Source organism: Bradyrhizobium huanghuaihaiense (genome assembly GCF_025200885.1).
Lineage (GTDB): Bacteria > Pseudomonadota > Alphaproteobacteria > Rhizobiales > Xanthobacteraceae > Bradyrhizobium > Bradyrhizobium huanghuaihaiense.
On the sequence record NZ_CP104172.1, the window covers coordinates 6,017,694 to 6,038,221 of the forward strand.

The following is a 20,528-nucleotide window of genomic DNA, read 5'->3' on the forward strand; positions in this document are numbered from 1 at the left end:
CGCGTCATCGCTTTTCATTTAAGGCATATCAGCTTGTTGTTTCGTCAAACAAAGACGGCTTCGGCCCCAGGTGCGCGCCGTGACAACATCGGCGAAGAGTCCGCGGCATCGGCCCGGGCCGAGCAAGGCGCAGCGAAACAAGGCGATCCCCTGCTGGACTCGCTCATCTTTCTGGCCGGACATCACGGCAGGGCCGTGACACGCGAAGGCTTGCTCGGCGGCCTGCCGATCCTCGATGGACGCCTGACGGTTTCGCTCTACGAACGGGCGGCGCGCCGTGCAGGCCTCGAGACCGAAGCCACCAAACGCAAGCTGCTGGACATCCCGCCTCTCGTTCTTCCGGTCGTGCTGATCATGAAGGACGGAACGACGCTGGTCCTGCTCAGCATCGACGAGGCCAAGCGTACCGCCAAAGTGATCGACCCCAGCAACCGGCCGTATGTGCCTGAGATGCTGACCCTCGACGCCATCGCTGCGGGATATACGGGTTACGCGTTTCTGGTGCGGGCAGCCGCCGAGTCGGACCCACGAGCCGTTGCGGCCGGCAGCCTTCCCCGGCAGCACTGGTTCTGGTCCGTCGTGAAGGCGCATTGGCGCAACTACGGACACATCGCGCTGGCGGCGCTGCTGATCAACATTCTGGCCCTGGCCATGCCGCTCTTCACGATGAGCGTCTATGACCGGGTCATCCCGAACGGAGCGATCCCCTCACTCGTTGCTCTCTCGATCGGCATGGGTCTTGCGATCGTCTTTGATCTGATCCTGCGGATGGTTCGGAGCAAGATGATCGACGTGACGGGCAAGACGATCGATGTCGTCCTTGCCGCCAACATTTTCGAACACGTCATGGCCGTGAAGATGTCGCAGCGGCCGACATCCGTCGGCATCATTGCCAACCAGCTTCGCGATTTCGATTCCGTTCGCGAGTTCTTCACCTCGGGCAGCGTCGTCTCGGCAACCGATCTGCTGTTCGCGATCCTGTTTGTTGCCGTTCTCTTCGTGGTCGCCGGGCCGCTTGCCTGGGTGCCGCTCCTGATGCTGCCGATCATGATCGGAATTGGCCTCGTGCTGCAACGTCCGCTCAATCGGGCGATGAAGCGCCTGCAAGCCGAGTCGGCGGCCCGCCATGGCGTGCTGGTGGAATCGCTCGCGGGCCTCGAAACCGTGCGCGCCTCGGGCGGTGAAGCAAGGATGCAGACGGCCTGGGAGCGTTCTGTTGCAGCAACGGCCCGCTCCGGCGAGGCCGTGCACTTCTGGTCATCCCTGGCGCTGACTGCCGCCAACTCGGCGCAGACGCTGACCAGCCTGCTCATGATCGTGATCGGCGTCTTTCTGATCCAGAACGGCACCCTGACGGTCGGCGCCCTGGTCGCGGCGAACATGCTCGCCGGCCGGGTTCTGGCGCCGATTGCGGGCATCGCCTCCGTGATCACCCGCGGCACTCAGACTTTCTCGGCGCTCAAATCCATCGATCGGATCATGACTCTGGAGCGGGAACGTTCACCGGAACGGACCTATCTCGCCAGAAAGATCGATCAAGGCACTGTCAGCTTCGAGAACGTCTCGTTCACCTACCCCAATGCGCCTGGAAAGGCGCTGGACAAGGTCACCTTCAAGATTCACAGCGGCGAGCGCGTTGGAATCATCGGCCGGGTTGGTTCGGGAAAGACGACCGTCGGGCGCCTGCTGCTGTCCTTCTACGAGGCACAGGATGGCCGCATCCTGGTCGATGGCGTCGACTCGCGCCAGTATGATCCGGCCGACCTGCGCGCCGGCATCGGCTTTGCCATGCAGGACACCGATCTGTTCTTCGGCAAGCTGCGCGACAACATCACCTTGGGCTATCCGGCCGCAACCGACGAGGAAGTGCTCGCGGCCTCGCGCCTGGCCGGCGTCGAAAACTTCATCGCGGGCCATCCCATGGGCTACGACATGCCCATCGCGGAGGGCGGACGCAGCCTCTCGGGCGGTCAGAAGCAGGCCATTGGCCTCGCGCGCGTCTTGATCCGCAAGCCCAAGATCCTGTTCCTGGACGAGCCGACCGCTCATTTCGACGTCCGCAGCGAAAGCGAGTTCCTCGAACGGCTGAAGAAGCTCGACGATGCGCAGATGACCATCATCATCTCCACGCACCGTCTTTCGCTGCTGACCATGGTCGACCGGCTGCTGCTGTTCGACAACGGCCGCCTGGTCGCCGACGGGCCACGCGATCACGTCTTGAGCCTGTTGCAAGGCAAGACTCCGTCGGCCGAGCCGGTCGTCAATCCCAGAGTGGTTCAACAAGTCCCGCCGGCGCAGAAGTCCAATGTCAGCTGATTTCGCTTACGCCAACGATATCCGCGCGGCCGTCCGCTTGAGAACGCCGCGGACCTCCCGCATGCTGTTGTGGGCGTTCCTCGCCCTCCTCTCCACATTCCTGATCTGGGCCCATTTCGCCGTGCTTGAAGAGGTCAAGCGCGGCAACGGCAAGGTCGTACCCTCGCGGCAGATTCAGGTCGTGCAATCCCTGGAAGGCGGAATCGTCGGCGACATCCTCGTCCAGGAGGGCGCGGTGGTTCAGCAGGGGCAGTCCCTGATGCGGATCGACGACACCAAGTTCGCTTCCGAGTTCGGCGAGATACGTGAGCGCCGTGCCTCGATGGCGGCCCGCCTCGCGCGGCTCGACGCCGAAGCGAAAGGCCGCAGCGAGATCGTCTTTCCCGACCAGATCGAGGGCGTTGTCCCCGTTGCGGTGACGACAGAACGGAGCGTATTCAAGGCCCGCGCCCTCAAGGTGGCGCAGGATGTCGACGTTCTCAATCAGCAGATCGCAAGGCTGACCCAAACGTCGGGCCTGCTCGATCGCGAGCTCGCATTGACGCGCAAGCTGTACGAACAGAAGGTCGTTCCCGAGATCGAAATGCTTCGGCTGGAGCGTCAATCCGCAGAAGCCAAAGGGCAGATCGCCGAGGCCAAGGCGAAGATTGCGACCACGATCTCGACCTTCCGGGCGCAGGCGGACGAGGACCTCGCCAAGTCGAGGGCCGACCTCGCAGTCCTCGACGAGAACATCAAGTCCGCCCAGGACCGGGTGCGCAGGACGGATCTGCGTTCGCCGGTTCGCGGCATCGTCAACAAGCTGAACGTCACGACGATCGGCGCCGTCGTTCAGCCCGGTGCGAACCTCATGGACATCGTTCCGCTCGACGATACCTTGCTGGTCGAAGGCAAGATAAGGCCGCAGGATATCGCCTTCATCCGCCCGGGCCAGGACGCCGTGGTCAAGATCTCCGCCTACGACTCCTCCGTTTACGGCCATCTCGCCGGCAAGGTCGAGCGGATCAGCGCTGACACGATCCTCGACGACAAGGGAGAGGCGGCGCAGCGACCGGAGACCTACTATCGCGTGATGGTTCGCACCGACAGGAACCATCTCGGCACGGAGGAAGCTCCGCTTCCGATCATTCCGGGCATGATCACGACCGTCGAGATCTTGACCGGCAAGAAGAGCGTTCTCGACTACATCTTGAAGCCGGCTCGCACCTTGCGCGACGAGGCCCTGCGCGAGCACTAAAGCGCGATGAGATTGGGATGAATCGTCATCGCGCTTTAGGTTGTTGTTTCAGGATGATCTTGTCGGAAAACCGCTTCGCACTTTTCCGGATCATGCACTAGATCCGTCGCTCGATCGCCTTGCTTAATGCGTCCTTAACGCGCGATCGCAAGCTTTAGCATTGCCGGTGGGGCGCGGTTCATCCCATCGGCTCATTCCCGGCCGCCCCCTCCCCGGTCTTAACCCGACTTAAGCGCGCCCGCGCGCACGCTGGCTCCCGATAAACAGGTCGGGATGATGATCAGGCGCGCAAAGACGCCGGCGACGTCCCGAAATATGGGGACGGTCAATGAAGTCGCGTTGTGGACAGCGACGGCAGGGCATTCTGGCGTTTGCCGCGGCCATGCTGGTTTCGCTCAGCGGTGCTGCGACCTCGGTCGCATTTGCAGCCGAGGTCGAGCCGGCCGGGCCGCGTGAGATCGCGCCATCCGGGGCGGATGCCATCCAGGCACCCGCGACGTTCTTCACGATCAACGCAGTGCTGGCAAAGCTCGACCGCGAGCGTGGCCGCGGGGCAAATGCCGTGCGTCTGGCAGCACTGACGCCTCCCTCCACCACGGCGACGGATGCTCAGCCTGAGGCCGCCGCTCCGGCCGGCGCGCCGCCGCCCGGCACTGAACCCTTCGGCCTCTTCGCGTTCCGGGCACCTGACAACGCCATCTGGCGCAAATGGCGCACGGTTGAAGCAGAGATCGCGAGCGAGCAGGCCCTGCTCGAGCGCTGCCGCTCCGATGCCGCGACCTGCCCGCCGAACGCTGCGCAGTTCCTCAGGCTCATCAGTGCGGTCAAGGGCAAGTCCGGGCGCGCTCAGCTCGAGGAGGTCAATCTCGGCGTCAACACCGCGATCCGCTATGTCAGCGATCTCGTCCAGCATCGGGAGCTCGATCGCTGGAGCTCGCCGCTGGCGAGCTTTGCCACGGGCAAAGGTGATTGCGAAGACTATGCGATCGCCAAATACGCCGCACTGCGCGAAGCGGGTTTCCCGGACGCCGACATGCGCCTGCTCCTCGTCCGCGACCGTACCGTCCGGCAGGACCACGCGGTGCTTGCGGCTCGTCTCGACGGCCGCTGGATGATCCTGGACAACCGCTGGGCAGGCCTGCGCGAGGACAACGGCGAGCTGAACTTCGCACCGCTGTTCGCGATCAATCACGACGGCGTGCATCTGTTCGCCAAGCCCTATGCGAAGGCCCAGCCGCTCACGGCCGAGGCGGCGCCGGCGGCGGCCGGCCCGGAATGGGCGGGCCCGGAGCCGGCCGATGCAGGTGGCGGCGGATCGCTGAGCACACTGCCGCTGCTTCTTTGAGACAAAGAAAAACCGCCGGCGAGAGCCCCGCCGGCGGTTTTGTCATGCGTCACAGGCCGCTTACGCCACGTGGACAGCGTTGGCTTGGGGGATGCCCGTGCTGATGTGAGCGAGATCAACGGCGTGAGCCGCCGTATTGTCGGCCGAGTAGTACAGCTCGTTGTTGCTGGTGTTGAAGAAGAAGTTCGAACCCACGAACGCACTGTCGTGGGTCTGATCGTTTGCGCCTGTCGTTCCCGAGTTGAACGTGACGGTCTGGGCCGTATTGATGGTCAGGTTCAGATTTGCAACGTCGACGACAATGGAATCACCCAAACCGAGGTCTGAGATCGTTACATTGGCACCGCCATTGCCATGTAGCACGAACGTGTCATTGCCCGCGCCGCCCGACAGGACGTCAGTTCCTGCCAAGCCCGCGACGAGAGTGTCATTGCCGACGCCGCCATTCAGGACGTCCGTGCCAGCTCCGCTACCTGCTCCCGCATAGAGGACGCTCCCGGACGGGTGAGCCGTCAGAGTATCCGCAAAGGACGATCCGAAGATGTTTTCGATACCCTTGATGGTGTCACCTGTGGCGCCACCACCCACGACGGCGGCCACCGTATCGGTTTCTGCCGCCAGGTTGACCGTCACCCCGGAGGTCGCGTTGCTGTAGTCAACGGTATCTCCTGGTCCCGTTCCGCCGGTGATTGTATCATTCGCAGCGCTCGCGGCGATCACTTCGGGCGCGGTCGTACCTGTCAGGCTGGCGTTGGTGCCGACCAGCGACACTGTCAGGTTGTCCGTGCTGGCGAACGTATCGCCGTCACCATCGGTGATGGCGAGCGCGAAGTTCAGAGTGGTGCTGGCAATCGTCGTATTCTGCCCATACGAAAGTGTCGTCAGCACGACCTTGTCGTCTTCGTCCGGAACAGCGGCCCCGCTGGCGATATTCTTGACGTCGACTTCGCTGAAAGATGAGAAGAGTGCTCCGGATACCGTTCCGGTAGCGCCCCAGTGCGCTTGATCGACAACAATCGCCGTGCCGTCTGCCTGCACCAAGTCCCAAGTAACGGAATTGGTATGAGTCGCATCCCAAACGGTGACGAGGACGTGTTCGTTGGTCGCGTTATTTCCCTTGCCGATGCCAACGGTTATGCCGGTTTGCAGATCACCGAACCTGAACATGACGGTTTCGCCAGCATCCAGGTTGCCGTTGTCGATGCCCAAGCCCGGGTTGTTCTTGTGCAAGACGTGAGAGTTTGGACTCGTGCTGCCGCTGTTCCATCCGTCAATGAGGACGGTGCCGGCAGGCACCGTGGCGGGATCGTTGCCGTTGAGGAATGTTCCGGTGCCGTTGACGATCGTCAGGTAATCGCCGTTACCGCCGTTTGGCAGCTGCGAAACGAAGCTGAACGTGGTCGTTTGCTGCAGAGTGTTTGTGTCCACATGGAAGTTGTAAGTTCCATCGATGCCTACGGTCAGTTCAAAGAACTGCTTCGTATGGGCAAGGTCGGTGAATGCAAACATCTCCCCGCTTTTCGTGGCGGGATTATAGTCGGTGTACTCATAGAAGGAGTATAGCGTCGTTGCGCCACTCTTCACGTCAACCTTGAAGAGCTCGTGGCCTGACACCGCCGTATTCGTATCGGTGATGACATAGGTGAGACCAGCCGGGTTCGCTCCCATTGAGACCGAAATCGGAGCGATTGCGTTCGGGCCGTCGGCACCAAACAGCGGCTGCCACGTACCATTGACCTGCGTATTGTTGTTGAAAGGTGCAATCGCATCTTGAATGGCACCGATCGACGGCGTGTCGTCGTTGACGTTCACCGTCAGTGAACCCGCCGCCTGGTCGCCGTCGCCGTCCGTCACCGTGAAGCCGATCGCGACGGCGAGGTTCTCCTCCGTCGTGCTGCTGGTCGGATGCACCAGCGGCTCCGACTCGGTGAATGTGTACGAGCCGTCGGGTGCGACGTCGAGCTTGAACACCACATTGGTCGAGATCGCGCCCGTCGCGGTCAGGATCGTGTGGCCCGCGACCACCGTCGTCGCGTAGGTCAGCGTCTCCTGGGCCCCGAGCCCGTTGGCGTCCTTGTAGATCGCCTTCAGCCCGATCGGGGTGGTGAAGCTGATCGACTGCACACCGTCCGCACCCGCTGCGAACAACGCACCCGCCGCGCCCGTCGCAACCATTGCGTTCGCAACGTCGCCCGTGCCGCCCGGATTACCCACAAACAGCGTCTGCGCGTCGTCGTCCAGGACCGGCGTCGCGGTCACTGTGCTCGCTTTCGGACCGTCATCGTCGAAGGTGATCTTGCCCGACACGTCGACCGGCGTGCTCGCCTTGTCGCCGTCGCCGTCGGTGATCGTCACCGTCACCGCCAGCGAGTTCGCGTTCAGCGACACCCCGTCGTCCGGCGTGTTGCTGGCGCTGTCCTGGTGCAGCGACAGATACTGCTCGACCGTCACCGCGCCCGTGGTGCCGTTGATCGAGATCGCAAATGCCGCCTGGCCGGCGAAGCCGCCGGCCTGCACCACGCCCACGATCACGCTGCCGTCGCCGTTCACGTCGACGAGGCTGATCGCCGAGCCGTCGGTCACGAACAGACCCGACGCCGCATTGGTCACCGTCAGCTTGTACGCGGTCGACCCCGCGGTCGCCGGACCGTCAGCGCCGAACTGCGACGTCACCGTCAGCAGCGCCACGTCCACCGCATGCGCGATGTAGCCCGTGCCCGTCACATCCGGATCGTCGCCCTTGGCGATCGCGCCGGTGTTGATGGTCGCCGCCGTGCTCGTCGGCGGGGAACCTGCGTCCGTGTTGCCCTCGTCCAGCGCAGCCGTCGTACCCGACAGCACCGCCGTCAGCTTCGGACCGTCATCGTCGAAGGTGATCTTGCCGGACACGTCGACCGGCGTGCTCGCCTTGTCGCCGTCGCCGTCGGTGATCGTCACCGTCAGCGCCAGCGAGTTCGCGTTCAGCGACACCCCGTCGTCCGGCGTGTTGCTGGCGCTGTCCTGGTGCAGCGACAGATACTGCTCGACCGTCACCGCGCCCGTCGAGCCGTTGATCGAGATCGCAAATGCGGCCTGGCCGGCAAAGCTGCCGGCCTGCACCACGCCCACGATCACGCTGCCGTCGCCGTTCACGTCGACGAGGTTGATCGCCGAGCCGTCGGTCACGAACAGACCCGACACCGCATTGGTCACCGACAGCTTGTAGGCCGTCGATCCCGCGGTCGCCGGGCCGTCCGCGCCGAACTGCGACGTCACCGTCAGCAGCGCCACGTCCACCGCATGCGCGATGTAGCCCGTCCCGGTCACATCCGGATCGTCGCCCTTGGCGATCGCGCCGGTGTTGATGGTCGCCGCCGTGCTCGTCGGCGGCGAGCCCGCATCCGTGTTGCCCTCGTCCAGCGCAGCCGTCGCACCCGACAGCACCGCCGTCAGCTTCGGACCGTCATCGTCGAAGGTGATCCTGCCCGACACGTCGACCGGCGTGCTCGCCTTGTCGCCGTCGCCGTCGGTGATCGTCACCGTCAGCGCCAGCGAGTTCGCGTTCAGCGACACCCCGTCGTCCGGCGTGTTGCTGGCGCTGTCCTGGTGCAGCGACAGATACTGCTCGACCGTCACCGCGCCCGTCGAGCCGTTGATCGAGATCGCAAACGCGGCCTGGTTGACGAAGCTGCCCGCCTGCACCACGCCGACGATCACGCTGCCGTCGCCGTTCACGTCGACGAGGTTGATCGCCGAGCCGTCGGTCACGAACAGACCCGACGCCGCATTGGTCACCGACAGCTTGTAGGCCGTCGATCCCGAGGTCGCCGGACCGTCCGCGCCGAACTGCGACGTCGCCGTCAGCAGCGACACGTCCACCGCGTGCGCGATATAGCCCGTGCCGGTCACATCCGGATCGTCGCCCTTGGCGATCGCGCCGGTGTTGATGGTCGCCGCCGTGCTCGTCGGCGGGGAACCTGCGTCCGTGTTGCCCTCGTCCAGCGCAGCCGTCGTACCCGACAGCACCGCCGTCAGCTTCGGGCCGTCGTCATCGAAGGTGATCTTGCCCGACACGTCGACCGGCGTGCTCGCCTTGTCGCCGTCGCCGTCGGTGATCGTCACCGTCAGCGCCAGCGAGTTCGCGTTCAGCGACACCCCGTCGTCCGGCGTGTTGCTGGCGCTGTCCTGGTGCAGCGACAGATACTGCTCGACCGTCACCGCGCCCGTCGAGCCGTTGATCGAGATCGCAAACGCGGCCTGGTTGACGAAGCTGCCCGCCTGCACCACGCCGACGATCACGCTGCCGTCGCCGTTCACGTCGACGAGGTTGATCGCCGAGCCGTCGGTCACGAACAGACCCGACGCCGCATTGGTCACCGTCAGCTTGTAGGCCGTCGACCCCGCGGTCGCCGGACCGTCCGCGCCGAACTGCGACGTCGCCGTCAGCAGCGCAACGTCCACCGCATGCGCGATGTAGCCCGTGCCGGTCACATCCGGATCGTCGCCCTTGGCGATCGCGCCGGTGTTGATGGTCGCCGCCGTGCTCGTCGGCGGGGAACCTGCGTCCGTGTTGCCCTCGTCCAGCGCAGCCGTCGTACCCGACAGCACCGCCGTCAGCTTCGGACCGTCATCGTCGAAGGTGATCTTGCCCGACACGTCGACCGGCGTGCTCGCCTTGTCGCCGTCGCCGTCGGTGATCGTCACCGTCAGCGCCAGCGAGTTCGCGTTCAGCGACACCCCGTCGTCCGGCGTGTTGCTGGCGCTGTCCTGGTGCAGCGACAGGTACTGCTCGACCGTCACCGCGCCCGTGGTGCCGTTGATCGAGATCGCAAACGCGGCCTGGTTGGCAAAGCCGCCGGCCTGCACCACGCCCACGATCACGCTGCCGTCGCCGTTCACGTCGACGAGGCTGATCGCCGAGCCGTCGGTCACGAACAGACCCGACGCCGCATTGGTCACCGACAGCTTGTAGGCCGTCGACCCCGCGGCCGCCGGACCGTCGGCGCCGAACTGCGACGTCACCGTCAGCAGCGCCACGTCCACCGCATGCGCGATATAGCCCGTCCCGGTCACATCCGGATCGTCGCCCTTGGCGATCGCGCCGGTGTTGATGGTCGCCGCCGTGCTCGTCGGCGGCACACCCGCGTCCGTGTTGCCCTCGTCCAGCGCAGCCGTCGTACCCGACAGCACCGCCGTCAGCTTCGGACCGTCATCGTCGAAGGTGATCTTGCCCGACACGTCGACCGGCGTGCTCGCCTTGTCGCCGTCGCCGTCGGTGATCGTCACCGTCAGCGCCAGCGAGTTCGCGTTCAGCGACACCCCGTCGTCCGGCGTGTTGCTGGCGCTGTCCTGGTGCAGCGACAGGTACTGCTCGACCGTCACCGCGCCCGTGGTGCCGTTGATCGAGATCGCAAACGCGGCCTGGTTGGCAAAGCCGCCGGCCTGCACCACGCCCACGATCACGCTGCCGTCGCCGTTCACGTCGACGAGGCTGATCGCCGAGCCGTCGGTCACGAACAGACCCGACGCCGCATTGGTCACCGACAGCTTGTAGGCCGTCGACCCCGCGGCCGCCGGACCGTCGGCGCCGAACTGCGACGTCACCGTCAGCAGCGCCACGTCCACCGCATGCGCGATATAGCCCGTCCCGGTCACATCCGGATCGTCGCCCTTGGCGATCGCGCCGGTGTTGATGGTCGCCGCCGTGCTCGTCGGCGGCACACCCGCGTCCGTGTTGCCCTCGTCCAGCGCAGCCGTCGTACCCGACAGCACCGCCGTCAGCTTCGGACCGTCATCGTCGAAGGTGATCTTGCCCGACACGTCGACCGGCGTGCTCGCCTTGTCGCCGTCGCCGTCGGTGATCGTCACCGTCAGCGCCAGTGAGTTCGCGTTCAGCGACACCCCGTCATCCGGTGTGTCGCTGGCGCTGTCCTGGTGCAGCGACAGATACTGCTCGACCGTCACCGCGCCCGTGGTGCCGTTGATCGAGATCGCAAACGCGGCCTGGTTGGCGAAGCTGCCGGCCTGCACCACGCCCACGATCACGCTGCCGTCGCCGTTCACGTCGACAAGGCTGATCGCCGAGCCGTCGGTCACGAACAGACCCGACACCGCATTGGTCACCGTCAGCTTGTACGCCGTCGACCCCGAGGTCGCCGGGCCGTCCGCGCCGAACTGCGACGTCACCGTCAGCAGCGCCACGTCCACCGCATGCGCGATGTAGCCCGTGCCCGTCACATTCGGATCGTCGCCCTTGGCGATCGCCCCGGTGTTGATGGTCGCCGCCGTGCTCGTCGGCGGCGAGCCCGCATCCGTGTTGCCCTCGTCCAGCGCAGCCGTCGCACCCGACAGCACCGCCGTCAGCTTCGGACCGTCATCGTCGAAGGTGATCCTGCCCGACACGTCGACCGGCGTGCTCGCCTTGTCGCCGTCGCCGTCGGTGATCGTCACCGTCACCGCCAGCGAGTTCGCGTTCAGCGACACCCCGTCGTCCGGCGTGTTGCTGGCGCTGTCCTGGTGCAGCGACAGATACTGCTCGACCGTCACCGCGCCCGTCGTGCCGTTGATCGAGATCGCAAATGCGGCCTGGTTGACGAAGCTGCCCGCCTGCACCACGCCGACGATCACGCTGCCGTCGCCGTTCACGTCGACAAGGCTGATCGCCGAGCCGTCGGTCACGAACAGACCGGACACCGCATTGGTCACCGACAGCTTGTAGGCCGTCGACCCCGCGGTCGCCGGGCCGTCCGCGCCGAACTCCGGCGTCGCCGTCACCAGCGCCACGTCAACCGCATGCGCGATATAGCCCGTGCCCGTCACATCCGGATCGTCGCCCTTGACGATCGCGCCGGTGTCGATGGTCGCCGCCGTGCTTGTCGGCGGCGAGCCTGCATCCGTGTTGCCCTCATCCAGCAAGACCTGGGCTTCGTCAGCCAGGGTCGCCGTGACCTTCGGGCCGTCATCGTCGAAGGTGATCTTGCCGGACACGTCGACCGGCGCGCTTGCCTGGTCACCGTCGCCGTCCGTGATCGTCACCGTCACCGCCAGCGAGTTGGCGTTCAGCGACACCCCGTCATCCGGTGTGTCGCTCGCGCTGTCCTGGTGCAGCGACAGATACTGCTCGACCGTCACCGCGCCCGTCGTGCCGTTGATCGAGATCGCAAATGCGGCCTGGCTGGCGAAGCCGCCGGCCTGCACCACGCCCACGATCACGCTGCCGTCGCCGTTCACGTCGACGAGGCTGATCGCCGAGCCGTCGGTCACGAACAGGCCGGACGCCGCATTGGTCACCGTCAGCTTGTAGGCGGTCGACCCCGCGGTCGCCGGGCCGTCCGCGCCGAACTCCGGCGTCGCCGTCACCAGCGCCACGTCAACCGCATGCGCGATATAGCCCGTGCCCGTCACATCCGGATCGTCGCCCTTGGCGATCGCCCCGGTGTCGATGGTCGCCGCCGTGCTTGTCGGCGGCGAGCCTGCATCCGTGTTGCCCTCGTCCAGCAAGACCTGGGCTTCGTCAGCCAGGGTCGCCGTGACCTTCGGGCCGTCATCGTCGAAGGTGATCTTGCCGGACACGTCGACCGGCGCGCTTGCCTGGTCACCGTCGCCGTCCGTGATCGTCACCGTCACCGCCAGCGAGTTGGCGTTCAGCGACACCCCGTCATCCGGTGTGTCGCTCGCGCTGTCCTGATGCAGTGACAGATACTGCTCGACCGTCACCGCGCCCGTCGTGCCGTTGATCGAGATCGCAAACGCGGCCTGGTTGGCGAAGCCGCCGGCCTCCACCACACCCACGATCACGCTGCCGTCGCCGTTCACGTCGACAAGGTTGATCGCCGAGCCGTCGGTCACGAACAGACCCGACGCCGCATTGGTCACCGTCAGCTTGTAGGCCGTCGCATCCGAGGCCGCCGGGCCGTCCGCGCCGAACTGCGGCGTCGCCGTCACCAGCGCCACGTCAACCGCATGCGCGATATAGCCCGTCCCCGTCACATCCGGATCGTCGCCCTTGGCGATCGCTCCGGTGTCGATGGTCGCCGCCGTGCTCGTCGGCGGGGAGCCCGCATCCGTGTTGCCCTCGTCCAGCGCCACCTGCGCTTCGCTGGCAAGAGCCGCCTTCACCGACGGGCCATCGTCCAGGAACGTCACCTGCGGACCGAGGTCGATGCTCGTGTCCGCCGAGTCGCCGTCATTGTCGATGATCGTTGCCGTCAGCGTCACCACGCCGCTGGCCAGGCTGATGCCTTCATTGGTATCCGGATTGGTGCCGTCGGCTTCCTTCACCGCGCGGTCGTCCGTGAACGTCACCACGCCATTGCTGTCAACCGACAGCGTGAACACCAGCAGGTCGCTCGACGCGGTGTGGCCTTCCACCGTCGTGCCGTTCATCACCAGCACGACATCTTCATTGGTCCGCGCGTCCACCAGGCCCGTCGGCTTGGAGGTATCGATCGAGAGCGCATAGCTGATCGGATGCTGCGGATCCGCCACACCGTCCGCGCCGGTCACCGCCGCGAACACGCTGCCGAACGATGCGCTCGCCGTGTTGTTGCCATTGTGGATCGAGCCGTCGATGCCGTTGGTCGCAGCCGTCAGGTTGCTCTCGTCGACGATCAGATTCGGAAGCGTTCGCTCCTCACCATCCACGACGACGTGAATCGACGGACCATCGTCCAGGAACGTCACCTGCGGGCCGAGATCGATGCCAGCGGTCGCCGTGTCACCGTCGTTGTCGGTGATCGTCCCAGTCAGCGTCACCGCGCCACTGGCAAGGCTAATGCCTTCATTGCCGTCCGGATTGGTGCCGTCGGCTTCCTTCACCGCGCGATAATCCGTGAACGTCACCGTGCCGACGCTGTCGACCGACAGCGTGAACACCAGCAGGTTGCTCGCCGCGGTGTGGCCTTCCACCGTCGTGCCGTTCATCACCAGCACGACAGCTTCGCTGGTCTGCGCGTCCACCACGCCGCTCGACTTGGAGACATCGATCGACAGCGCGTAGCTGATCGGATGCTCGGAATCCGCCACACCGTCCGCGCCGGATACCGACTGGAAAAAGCCGCCGAAGAACGCGCTCGCCGTGTTGTTGCCGTTGTGGATCGAACCGTCGATGTCGTTGGTCGCAGCCGTCAGGTTGCTTTCGTCGACGATCAAATTCGGAACCGTCTGCTCCTCACCCTCCAGGACGACCTGAATCCAGGGACCATCGTCCTGCAATGTCAGATGCGGGCCGACGTCGACGCTCGCGCTCGTGCTCTGGTTGCTGTTGTCGGTCACGGTGACCGTGAGCGAGACGAGACCGGCGGGCACATGCGTGCCCTCGCTGATGTCGCCATCCTCGCCCGTGCCTTCGTGCACCGAGCGCAGATCCGTCAGCGTCAGCTTGCCGTTGGCATCGACGGACACTGTGAAATCCTGCGGGCCATTGACCGCGGCAGCCGCATCCTTGCCTTCGCGGCCGACCACGACGCCGTTCTCCAGGAACAGGAACACGTGATTTCCGGTCTGCGAATCGATCAGTCCGGTGTCCACGCCCGGCGCACTGATCGACAGCGCGAAAGTCAGCGACTGCTGGCCGCCCGGCACATTGAGCGTGACGGGCAAAACGCCAAACGCCACCGTACTCGCCAGGAAAGGCGTGGAGCCGTCGATGCCGTTCGTCGCTGATGTCAGGAAGCTCTCGTCCACGACCAGCTCGGGCAACGTGCCCAGCGAAATCGTCGGAGACGGCGGGGTCGGCGTCTGCGGGATAAATCCGGTTGGCGGCTGGTCTTGAAGCCCCGGCAGATCCTCCTGGGGAGCCAGGATGTTGGTGGGCACCGGCGGCAGCGGATCGACAATGGGAGTGCTGAAGTTCGCGCCGCTCGCCTGCGCATTGTTCTGACCCAGCGAGTCGCCGGCCGCAGGGAGAACGGCGGAAGCTGCGGAAGGATCATTGATGATCGGGAAGGCGCTGGCGAACTCCGCGACGGTCAGATCGCGACCCGGCGCAACCTGGATGGTGAGATTGCCGAGTTGATCGTGGCGGGAGTCGAAGAACGGCTCGACCGTCACCGTGGAGTGATTGTCGAAAAGAATGATCAGCTTTTCGCCGATATGAACGAGCGTGATCTTCTCGTTCGCAATAGCCGAAAAGTCGACTTGAACCTTCTGGTCGTAACCGAGGTTCAAAACGACCGCCTGATCGGCGAACGGCTTGGTCAACTTGAAGATGCGTGGCGGCGAGGCGTTGTTCGAATTTCCAGCAGTAGCCTGGGCAACCCGAAATTGCTCATTCATGAAATCTCTCCGCCAAAAGGACGTGAAGTGAAAAATTGCAGGCAAATTTACGTCGAAGTGTATCTTTAAGCTATTGTTAACCCCCCGGGCGGTCAAGAAAACTATTTGGTTAATCAATACTTTCGATCAGGATGTGGTAAAGGGGACCGCGCGGCCGCGATATGTCGCAAAACGGGCCGGATTAACGCCGCCCTTGCGCTTGTCGCTCCAGGCCCGACGGCGGCAGCTGGAGCAAAGGATGAGGAAATTACTGGTAACGGCTGTGCTGGCCGGATCTTTCGGTTTGCATGCCGCCGCCGCGCAAAACCAACCGGCGCCGGAAGCCCAGATGGTCGAACGCACGGTCAAGGCCCAGCCGAACAAGGACACTCAGATCGGGCTCTACATTAACGTCAGGCCCGATTGCACCTCCGGCCCGCTGCCAACCATCCGATTGGCAACCTCCCCGACCTCGGGAAAGGTCGTCGTCAAGCCCGGTAAGGTGAAGGCGACCAACTACAAGGCCTGCCTGGCGCTGGAAGTGCCGGCTTACGTGGCCTTCTACAAATCGCCGCCGGACTTTGTCGGCGACGATACGCTGACCATCGAGGTCAAATATCCCGGCGGCCGGACCGAGATTCAAAAGATTACGGTCAACGTCGCCGGACCCGGCGGCCAGAAGATCTAGGGCAAAACATCATTGCGGGTTCGGCGCCAGCATTGCGCCTTCGACCGGGCTTGAATTCAGTCCACCCGCGTGACCTCGCATTGGCTGCGCGAGTTCGGTCCGACCACGCCGATATTGACGTTCTTGAACTGGTAGCTCGCACGCGCGGGAACAGGCTGGTTGGCCCACACCAGAACTTTCGTGGCGCGCTCTCGATCGTCATCCATCCAGCAGGTCAGCTCGACACTGTCGATCTTCTTGTCGGTGCCGTTGGACAGCACAAAGCTTGCGATTCCGTAATTGTCGGCCCGCCGCGTCGTCTGGAACGAGTCGATCTTGACCAGCTCGCCCAGGCCGGATTGCCCGGCGGGCGGTCGCGTGTCTTGCGCCGCCGCCGCGTCAATCACGGCGCACAGCGCCACGGAGCAGACGATTCCAGTCAATGGCCTCATGATGCGCCTCATCCCCGAACGCGGCGATATTTCCGCGTCTGCGGGGGCGGCGCAAGGGCCTGCCGCTATTGCGGCGCGGAAACCTCGGCAGTTGCCTTACGGAGATGCAGCGTCAGTGAGACAGCGTCTTCGCGCCCGAGCTCTGCTCCGCGCCTGCACCGCAATCGCCGATCCGATGTGCCACGACCAGCTCGACCCGCGGCATCTGTCCCTCACTCAGCTCGTTCTGCTCAGTGTAGGACTCCTCGCTGTGAACCGTGATCACCGTGCTGACGGGACCCATGAAATCGCAACGGTTCGCGAACGTGTATTGATTGTTCTTCTTTTCGGGTCTCGCAGAGACGCAGCTGCCGACCGAGGGAGACGCGAACGTCGCCTTCATCGCGACGGTCGGATCGACACAGGCCGTCAGCTCCCGCTCGAGCAAACGGTGCTTCGGCTTGCGATGAGCGACCATATCGAGCGTACGAACGAAGTGCCAAAGACCTTTGCGGAAGGTCGGCCCCTGGAATTCATCCGCCTTGGCCATCGTGGTGGTCGAGGTGATCAGTAGCGCCAGAGCGGCGCAACGAACGAAGGAGGTCGCAAGGATTGAATGCCGGCCTGTGGTCATCGTCTCCATACCTGCTCGCTTGCTCCCCAAGGAATAGCCGCATGGCCGAAAGCACGGCCTCAGGTTCGGGCACCGTCGTAAAGCAAACATTAACATCGCGAGAGATCCGTTAAATTACGGAAAACCCGCTTGCCCGACCTGCGGTTTCGAATCGCGCGCGACTACTCCTGCTCCCCACGCGACTTCTTGTCACGGCGTCCGACAACCGGTCAACCACGCACCATTACGGAAGATCAGTGCCAGGGCCTAAAGAGCAGTTCACGCGCATTAATTCCGGCGACCGCGGCATTTCGGTAACAGTGAGCCGGACGACCAAACAGACCACTCGCGAGCCACGCCGGTATTAAAATGGAGTCGGGCGAGCCCTAAACGAGCTCGGCGCGATCGCAAATACACGAAGGCGGAGGCGTGAGTCTGCATGCAGGTGGAGACGCAACTCGCGGGGTTAAATCGAGTTTATCCTGCGGCTCACGCAAAAAATCCGCCGCGCCAGAACATGTGCCTCGCGAACGGCAGCGGTGACCGCAGAGAGGTTTCTGAAAAGCCTGAAAATGCCGATCCTCTACCCCCGCGCGAAGCGCCGGGATAACGTGCGGCGGCGGGTTCTGCGCACTTCAAAACAAGCCCGCGCTGATTGACCTTTGATGGCATTTTTGCTCTTTTAGTCGGATATTTCTCGCTTTTGGGGGCTGCGATGCAGAGCAGATTCAGCGGATTTCTTTGGGGAGCGGCCTTTTTGAGTCTGGCCATCGGGACGACCCAGGCCAGCGCGGCCGATCTGGGCCTGATGGCCTCACCCGCAGCGGTCGGAAACTGCAGCGAACTGGTGTTTGTCTGCGAGAATGGCAAGCAATACCCGCTTTGCCCGATCGCGGTCTCGGTTGCCGGTGAGGTTGTGACGGCATCCCTGCACACCGGGCGGGGCGGTGCGCATGTCCGGCTGGTTCCAATGGGCGTCGGTTATCGCTACGCCGGACGGGGCATCTGGCTCGACGGCTTCCGCGAAAATGCCCTGCTGAACTTCGGCAAACACAGCCAGATCGCCTGCACCCTCGCCCACTAGGGCGAGGAGCCTAAAGGCGAGTCGATCAGCCCTTGGTGCGCAACACGGCTCCCTGCGACCTCGGGTGCATAAAGGCCTTGGGCTGTACATAGACCGGGCAGTAATTATTCCATTGATACTGCTGCCAATTCCACTTCCAGCAGCCAGCGTCAATTTGCGGTGCGGGACCGAAATCCAGGCGATACGGCTCGTCGCCGAAGGGATAGGGACCGCTGTGAGCGGCGCTTGAAACGAACATAACTGTCAGGGAAATGGCGGTTGCGGCCAGCAATTTCGGCATGTTGCCCTCGATCTTCATGCGCTAATGCGCGACAGTGCCAAAGCGGGAGTTTCCAATCAAGGCCCTAGCGGGCGAATAGTTGAGCGCCGACCGGTTGCTCGCTGGTTTCGCCGGTTTTGGCCTCCTGCCTGATCATCGTGGTCGCCGTGCAAGCCAATCTCGCCATCCTTGCCGCACTTGCGAGTCGTCCGAACGGACGGATTGCGTTTGCCGAGCTCGAGCAGCAACTGCAGGCGCACGACGAGAATGGTGACATCGAAGACCGGATCGAACAGCAGGTCTCCGCCGGAATCGAGCTGATTGAGGCCGGCCTTGCCGTCGTGAATGGCGACAGCCTGGAGATCACCGAGGCGGGCCGCTCGGTCATCGGGGCCCTCCCCGATCATGTGGCCAAGCCAGGCGCCGCCGACCTGGATGCGAAGGCTGCCGTTCCCGAACCGGCAATCCCGCCAGTTGGAGCTGCGCCGCCACCAACAATGGCCCGCCGCCTCACCTCACGCGAACCAGATCCTGCGCCGGACAGCGGCGACTGGCGAGCTCGCACGCTCGAAGCAATTGCCCGGCCGCTGCATCGCCTGGCTGCACTATGGCGCCGGCACATCGAGGAGGATCTGCCGCCAGCGCGGACGGTCAGCCGGGGAACCAGCGTCAATGGAATCGTCATTGCGCTCATCAGCCTGCTGGTCGTCATCATCTGCGCCGGCGCCGTGATTGCCCTGCGACAGATCAAATCGCTGCAGACGGAGATCTCCTCCCTGCAGCGAGAGCTGTCGCCGCTGAAGGAGCGGCTTTCGCGGTTTGAGGCGGAAAAAGCACGGCAGGCCGAGGAGAAGGCGCGGGAAGAGCGCAGCAAACGAACGGCAGACAATCCGCCGCAGCAAGCGCCTCTCACTCTGTCGCGGGAGGAGATTCAACTCATTCGCGACTATATCAAACCCGCACCAGCCGTCGGCTCCTCCGCAGCGCCGGCGGTTGGCGATCCGCTTCCCGGATCGACGATCCCCTTCCCTTCACCGGTCACCGAAAAGATACCCAAATTGGTCGGCGCGAGATTCGCGATCCGCAACGGAGCCATCATCATCGTCAGAAGGGACAGCCGTCAGATCGACGCCGTCCTTGGGCCGAACTGAGCGTCCGGTTCGTCAGAGCGCGAGCAAGTAAGGAAATTGTCTCGTCAGATCGAGATCGAGGTAACCGCTGCCATCGATCCATTGATGTGGGCAATAAGCGAGCGTGGATGGATCGACAAGCAGACCGTCTCGAAGAATTGCCTCGCGCGTGCCTATCCGCCCCGTCGGTATCTCGCCTTCTTGTGGATCGAAGCGCAACGCATCAAACACAGCGGTATCGTTTGTCACCCGAAGCCCCTGCTGAAATGAACATCTCGAAAGTGACAAAGACTATCGATCCGATTAACCGAGGCAAGCCTTATCGTTTTTGCAGCTGCTAACTCACCGCCAGGCGCGTGCCCCTAATCGCTACCGTTATCACTCGAGAGCGGATAGCCTCAGCTGCGTCTACTCCTGTTTCTGACACCCAATTTGAGAGGAGAAACGCGATGCGAGGCACTTCATACATCTTGGCGGCGGCAGCGCTTCTTGGGATCGGCGCCCTCGTGACATCAGGATCGGCAGTTGCTGCCGGAACGCGGATGGGAACGGGCGGCCTTCCCACCGTCGAAAATGCGTGGGGGTTTGGATACGGCCAGGGCCCGTCCTTCTATGGACAGTATGCGCCCGTTGCGGACGACGGCTACGTCTTCAGTTACGAATATCCTGCTTCTGCAGGCCACGACGTGCGAGCGATCGCGGTCGACCTCTCCAACTCGCGCTTTCGACACCGGCCGGTCGCCGGACCTGGAATTATCTACTACCGGGGCCAGTACCCCCGGCCGTATCGCATGAACCAATATTGGTGAGCTGATCGACGGAGCTCCCTGCGCGGCCGCAATGCCGCGCAGGCGAAGAAGGCGCGTCATCCTTCTCCCGCTTGCGCGTCACCACCAGGATCAGCCCGGTCGTTCTTCGATCCGGGCAGACGCTTGCTGACCAATCCCTTGATCGCATCGTAAGCTTCGAGCAGCGGCGGCGTTAACGAGAAGAACGCGCCAAGCGCAATAGCGATGACGACATGGCGCAGCGAAATGCTCTCGTCCTGAGTTTCGGTCGCGCCATAGTTCATCCCGGCCGCGACAGGCGTGGCGTCGCTCGACCTGCCGACGACATTCGCCGTCCGCGGCTTACGCGGCGGGATCATCAAGACGACGAAAAGAACGTTAATCAGCAACCAAATGCCGAGAATGATGAACAGCGTTCTCATTCG

The 20,528-nt window shown here is 63.8% G+C and carries 12 protein-coding genes; 6 read left to right on the top strand and 6 right to left on the bottom strand.

Translation table 11 applies throughout. The annotated features are described in order from the left end of the window. The first annotated feature begins 87 nt into the window (after positions 1–87). The 3 genes from N2603_RS28670 to N2603_RS28680 all read left to right on the top strand — a co-directional run bounded on the left by N2603_RS28670 (position 88) and on the right by N2603_RS28680 (position 4,898). Positions 88–2,316: a type I secretion system permease/ATPase gene (locus tag N2603_RS28670; RefSeq protein WP_425249011.1), complete on the top strand. Its 2,229-nt coding sequence runs from the start codon at positions 88–90 to the stop codon at positions 2,314–2,316. Continuing rightward, positions 2,306–3,553 carry an HlyD family type I secretion periplasmic adaptor subunit gene (locus N2603_RS28675; RefSeq protein WP_018643110.1) on the top strand — a complete coding sequence of 416 codons (1,248 nt, stop codon included), beginning with the start codon at positions 2,306–2,308 and terminating at the stop codon, positions 3,551–3,553. The genes N2603_RS28670 and N2603_RS28675 overlap by 11 nt, the downstream gene beginning before the upstream one ends. 328 nt (positions 3,554–3,881) lie before the next feature. Then, the gene (locus N2603_RS28680; RefSeq protein ID WP_260384765.1) at positions 3,882–4,898 is read left to right on the top strand and encodes a transglutaminase-like cysteine peptidase; all 1,017 of its coding nucleotides are present in this window, start codon (positions 3,882–3,884) and stop codon (positions 4,896–4,898) included. A 60-nt stretch (positions 4,899–4,958) separates the two neighbouring features. Here N2603_RS28680 and N2603_RS28685 read toward each other — a convergent pair whose 3' ends face one another. Continuing rightward, positions 4,959–15,152, bottom strand: coding sequence for a DUF5801 repeats-in-toxin domain-containing protein (locus tag N2603_RS28685; protein ID WP_260384766.1), 10,194 nt, complete (start codon positions 15,150–15,152; stop codon positions 4,959–4,961). A 328-nt stretch (positions 15,153–15,480) separates the two neighbouring features. Here N2603_RS28685 and N2603_RS28690 point away from each other — a divergent pair, with 328 nt between their 5' ends. After that, complete coding sequence (locus tag N2603_RS28690; protein WP_283026134.1) at positions 15,481–15,819, top strand: hypothetical protein; 339 nt, start codon at positions 15,481–15,483, stop codon at positions 15,817–15,819. A 56-nt stretch (positions 15,820–15,875) separates the two neighbouring features. On the opposite strand, the gene N2603_RS28695 is transcribed toward N2603_RS28690, so the two are convergent. Together N2603_RS28695 and N2603_RS28700 are read right to left on the bottom strand one after the other, a co-directional pair. Then, entirely contained in the window at positions 15,876–16,250 is a 375-nt protein-coding gene (locus N2603_RS28695; RefSeq protein WP_260384767.1) for a hypothetical protein, read from the bottom strand. Positions 16,251–16,362: 112 nt separating this feature from the next. Continuing rightward, positions 16,363–16,863: a hypothetical protein gene (locus tag N2603_RS28700; RefSeq protein ID WP_260384768.1), complete on the bottom strand. Its 501-nt coding sequence runs from the start codon at positions 16,861–16,863 to the stop codon at positions 16,363–16,365. Between the two features lie 634 nt (positions 16,864–17,497). On the opposite strand from N2603_RS28700, the gene N2603_RS28705 reads away from it, so the two are divergent. Further along, positions 17,498–17,926, top strand: coding sequence for a hypothetical protein (locus N2603_RS28705; RefSeq protein ID WP_260384769.1), 429 nt, complete (start codon positions 17,498–17,500; stop codon positions 17,924–17,926). Between the two features lie 25 nt (positions 17,927–17,951). On the opposite strand, the gene N2603_RS28710 is transcribed toward N2603_RS28705, so the two are convergent. Further along, complete coding sequence (locus N2603_RS28710) at positions 17,952–18,224, bottom strand: hypothetical protein (protein WP_018646284.1); 273 nt, start codon at positions 18,222–18,224, stop codon at positions 17,952–17,954. Between the two features lie 98 nt (positions 18,225–18,322). Here N2603_RS28710 and N2603_RS28715 point away from each other — a divergent pair, with 98 nt between their 5' ends. Continuing rightward, positions 18,323–19,336, top strand: a complete 1,014-nt coding sequence (locus tag N2603_RS28715; protein WP_260384770.1) for a hypothetical protein — start codon at positions 18,323–18,325, stop codon at positions 19,334–19,336. 12 nt (positions 19,337–19,348) lie between these two features. On the opposite strand, the gene N2603_RS28720 is transcribed toward N2603_RS28715, so the two are convergent. Both N2603_RS28720 and N2603_RS28725 read right to left on the bottom strand, forming a co-directional pair. Next, the gene (locus tag N2603_RS28720) at positions 19,349–19,564 is read right to left on the bottom strand and encodes a hypothetical protein (RefSeq protein ID WP_080648148.1); all 216 of its coding nucleotides are present in this window, start codon (positions 19,562–19,564) and stop codon (positions 19,349–19,351) included. Between the two features lie 616 nt (positions 19,565–20,180). Beyond that, complete coding sequence (locus N2603_RS28725) at positions 20,181–20,525, bottom strand: hypothetical protein (protein ID WP_260384771.1); 345 nt, start codon at positions 20,523–20,525, stop codon at positions 20,181–20,183. Positions 20,526–20,528: the final 3 nt, after the last annotated feature.

Coding starts and splice junctions, on each gene's coding strand:
- N2603_RS28675 (WP_018643110.1), top strand. CDS start 2,306: ATGTCAGCTGATTTCGCTTACGCCAACGATATCCGCGCGGCCGTCCGC.
- N2603_RS28680 (WP_260384765.1), top strand. CDS start 3,882: ATGAAGTCGCGTTGTGGACAGCGACGGCAGGGCATTCTGGCGTTTGCC.
- N2603_RS28685 (WP_260384766.1), bottom strand. CDS start 15,152: ATGAATGAGCAATTTCGGGTTGCCCAGGCTACTGCTGGAAATTCGAAC.
- N2603_RS28690 (WP_283026134.1), top strand. CDS start 15,481: ATGGTCGAACGCACGGTCAAGGCCCAGCCGAACAAGGACACTCAGATC.
- N2603_RS28695 (WP_260384767.1), bottom strand. CDS start 16,250: ATGAGGCCATTGACTGGAATCGTCTGCTCCGTGGCGCTGTGCGCCGTG.
- N2603_RS28700 (WP_260384768.1), bottom strand. CDS start 16,863: ATGACCACAGGCCGGCATTCAATCCTTGCGACCTCCTTCGTTCGTTGC.
- N2603_RS28710 (WP_018646284.1), bottom strand. CDS start 18,224: ATGAAGATCGAGGGCAACATGCCGAAATTGCTGGCCGCAACCGCCATT.
- N2603_RS28725 (WP_260384771.1), bottom strand. CDS start 20,525: ATGAGAACGCTGTTCATCATTCTCGGCATTTGGTTGCTGATTAACGTT.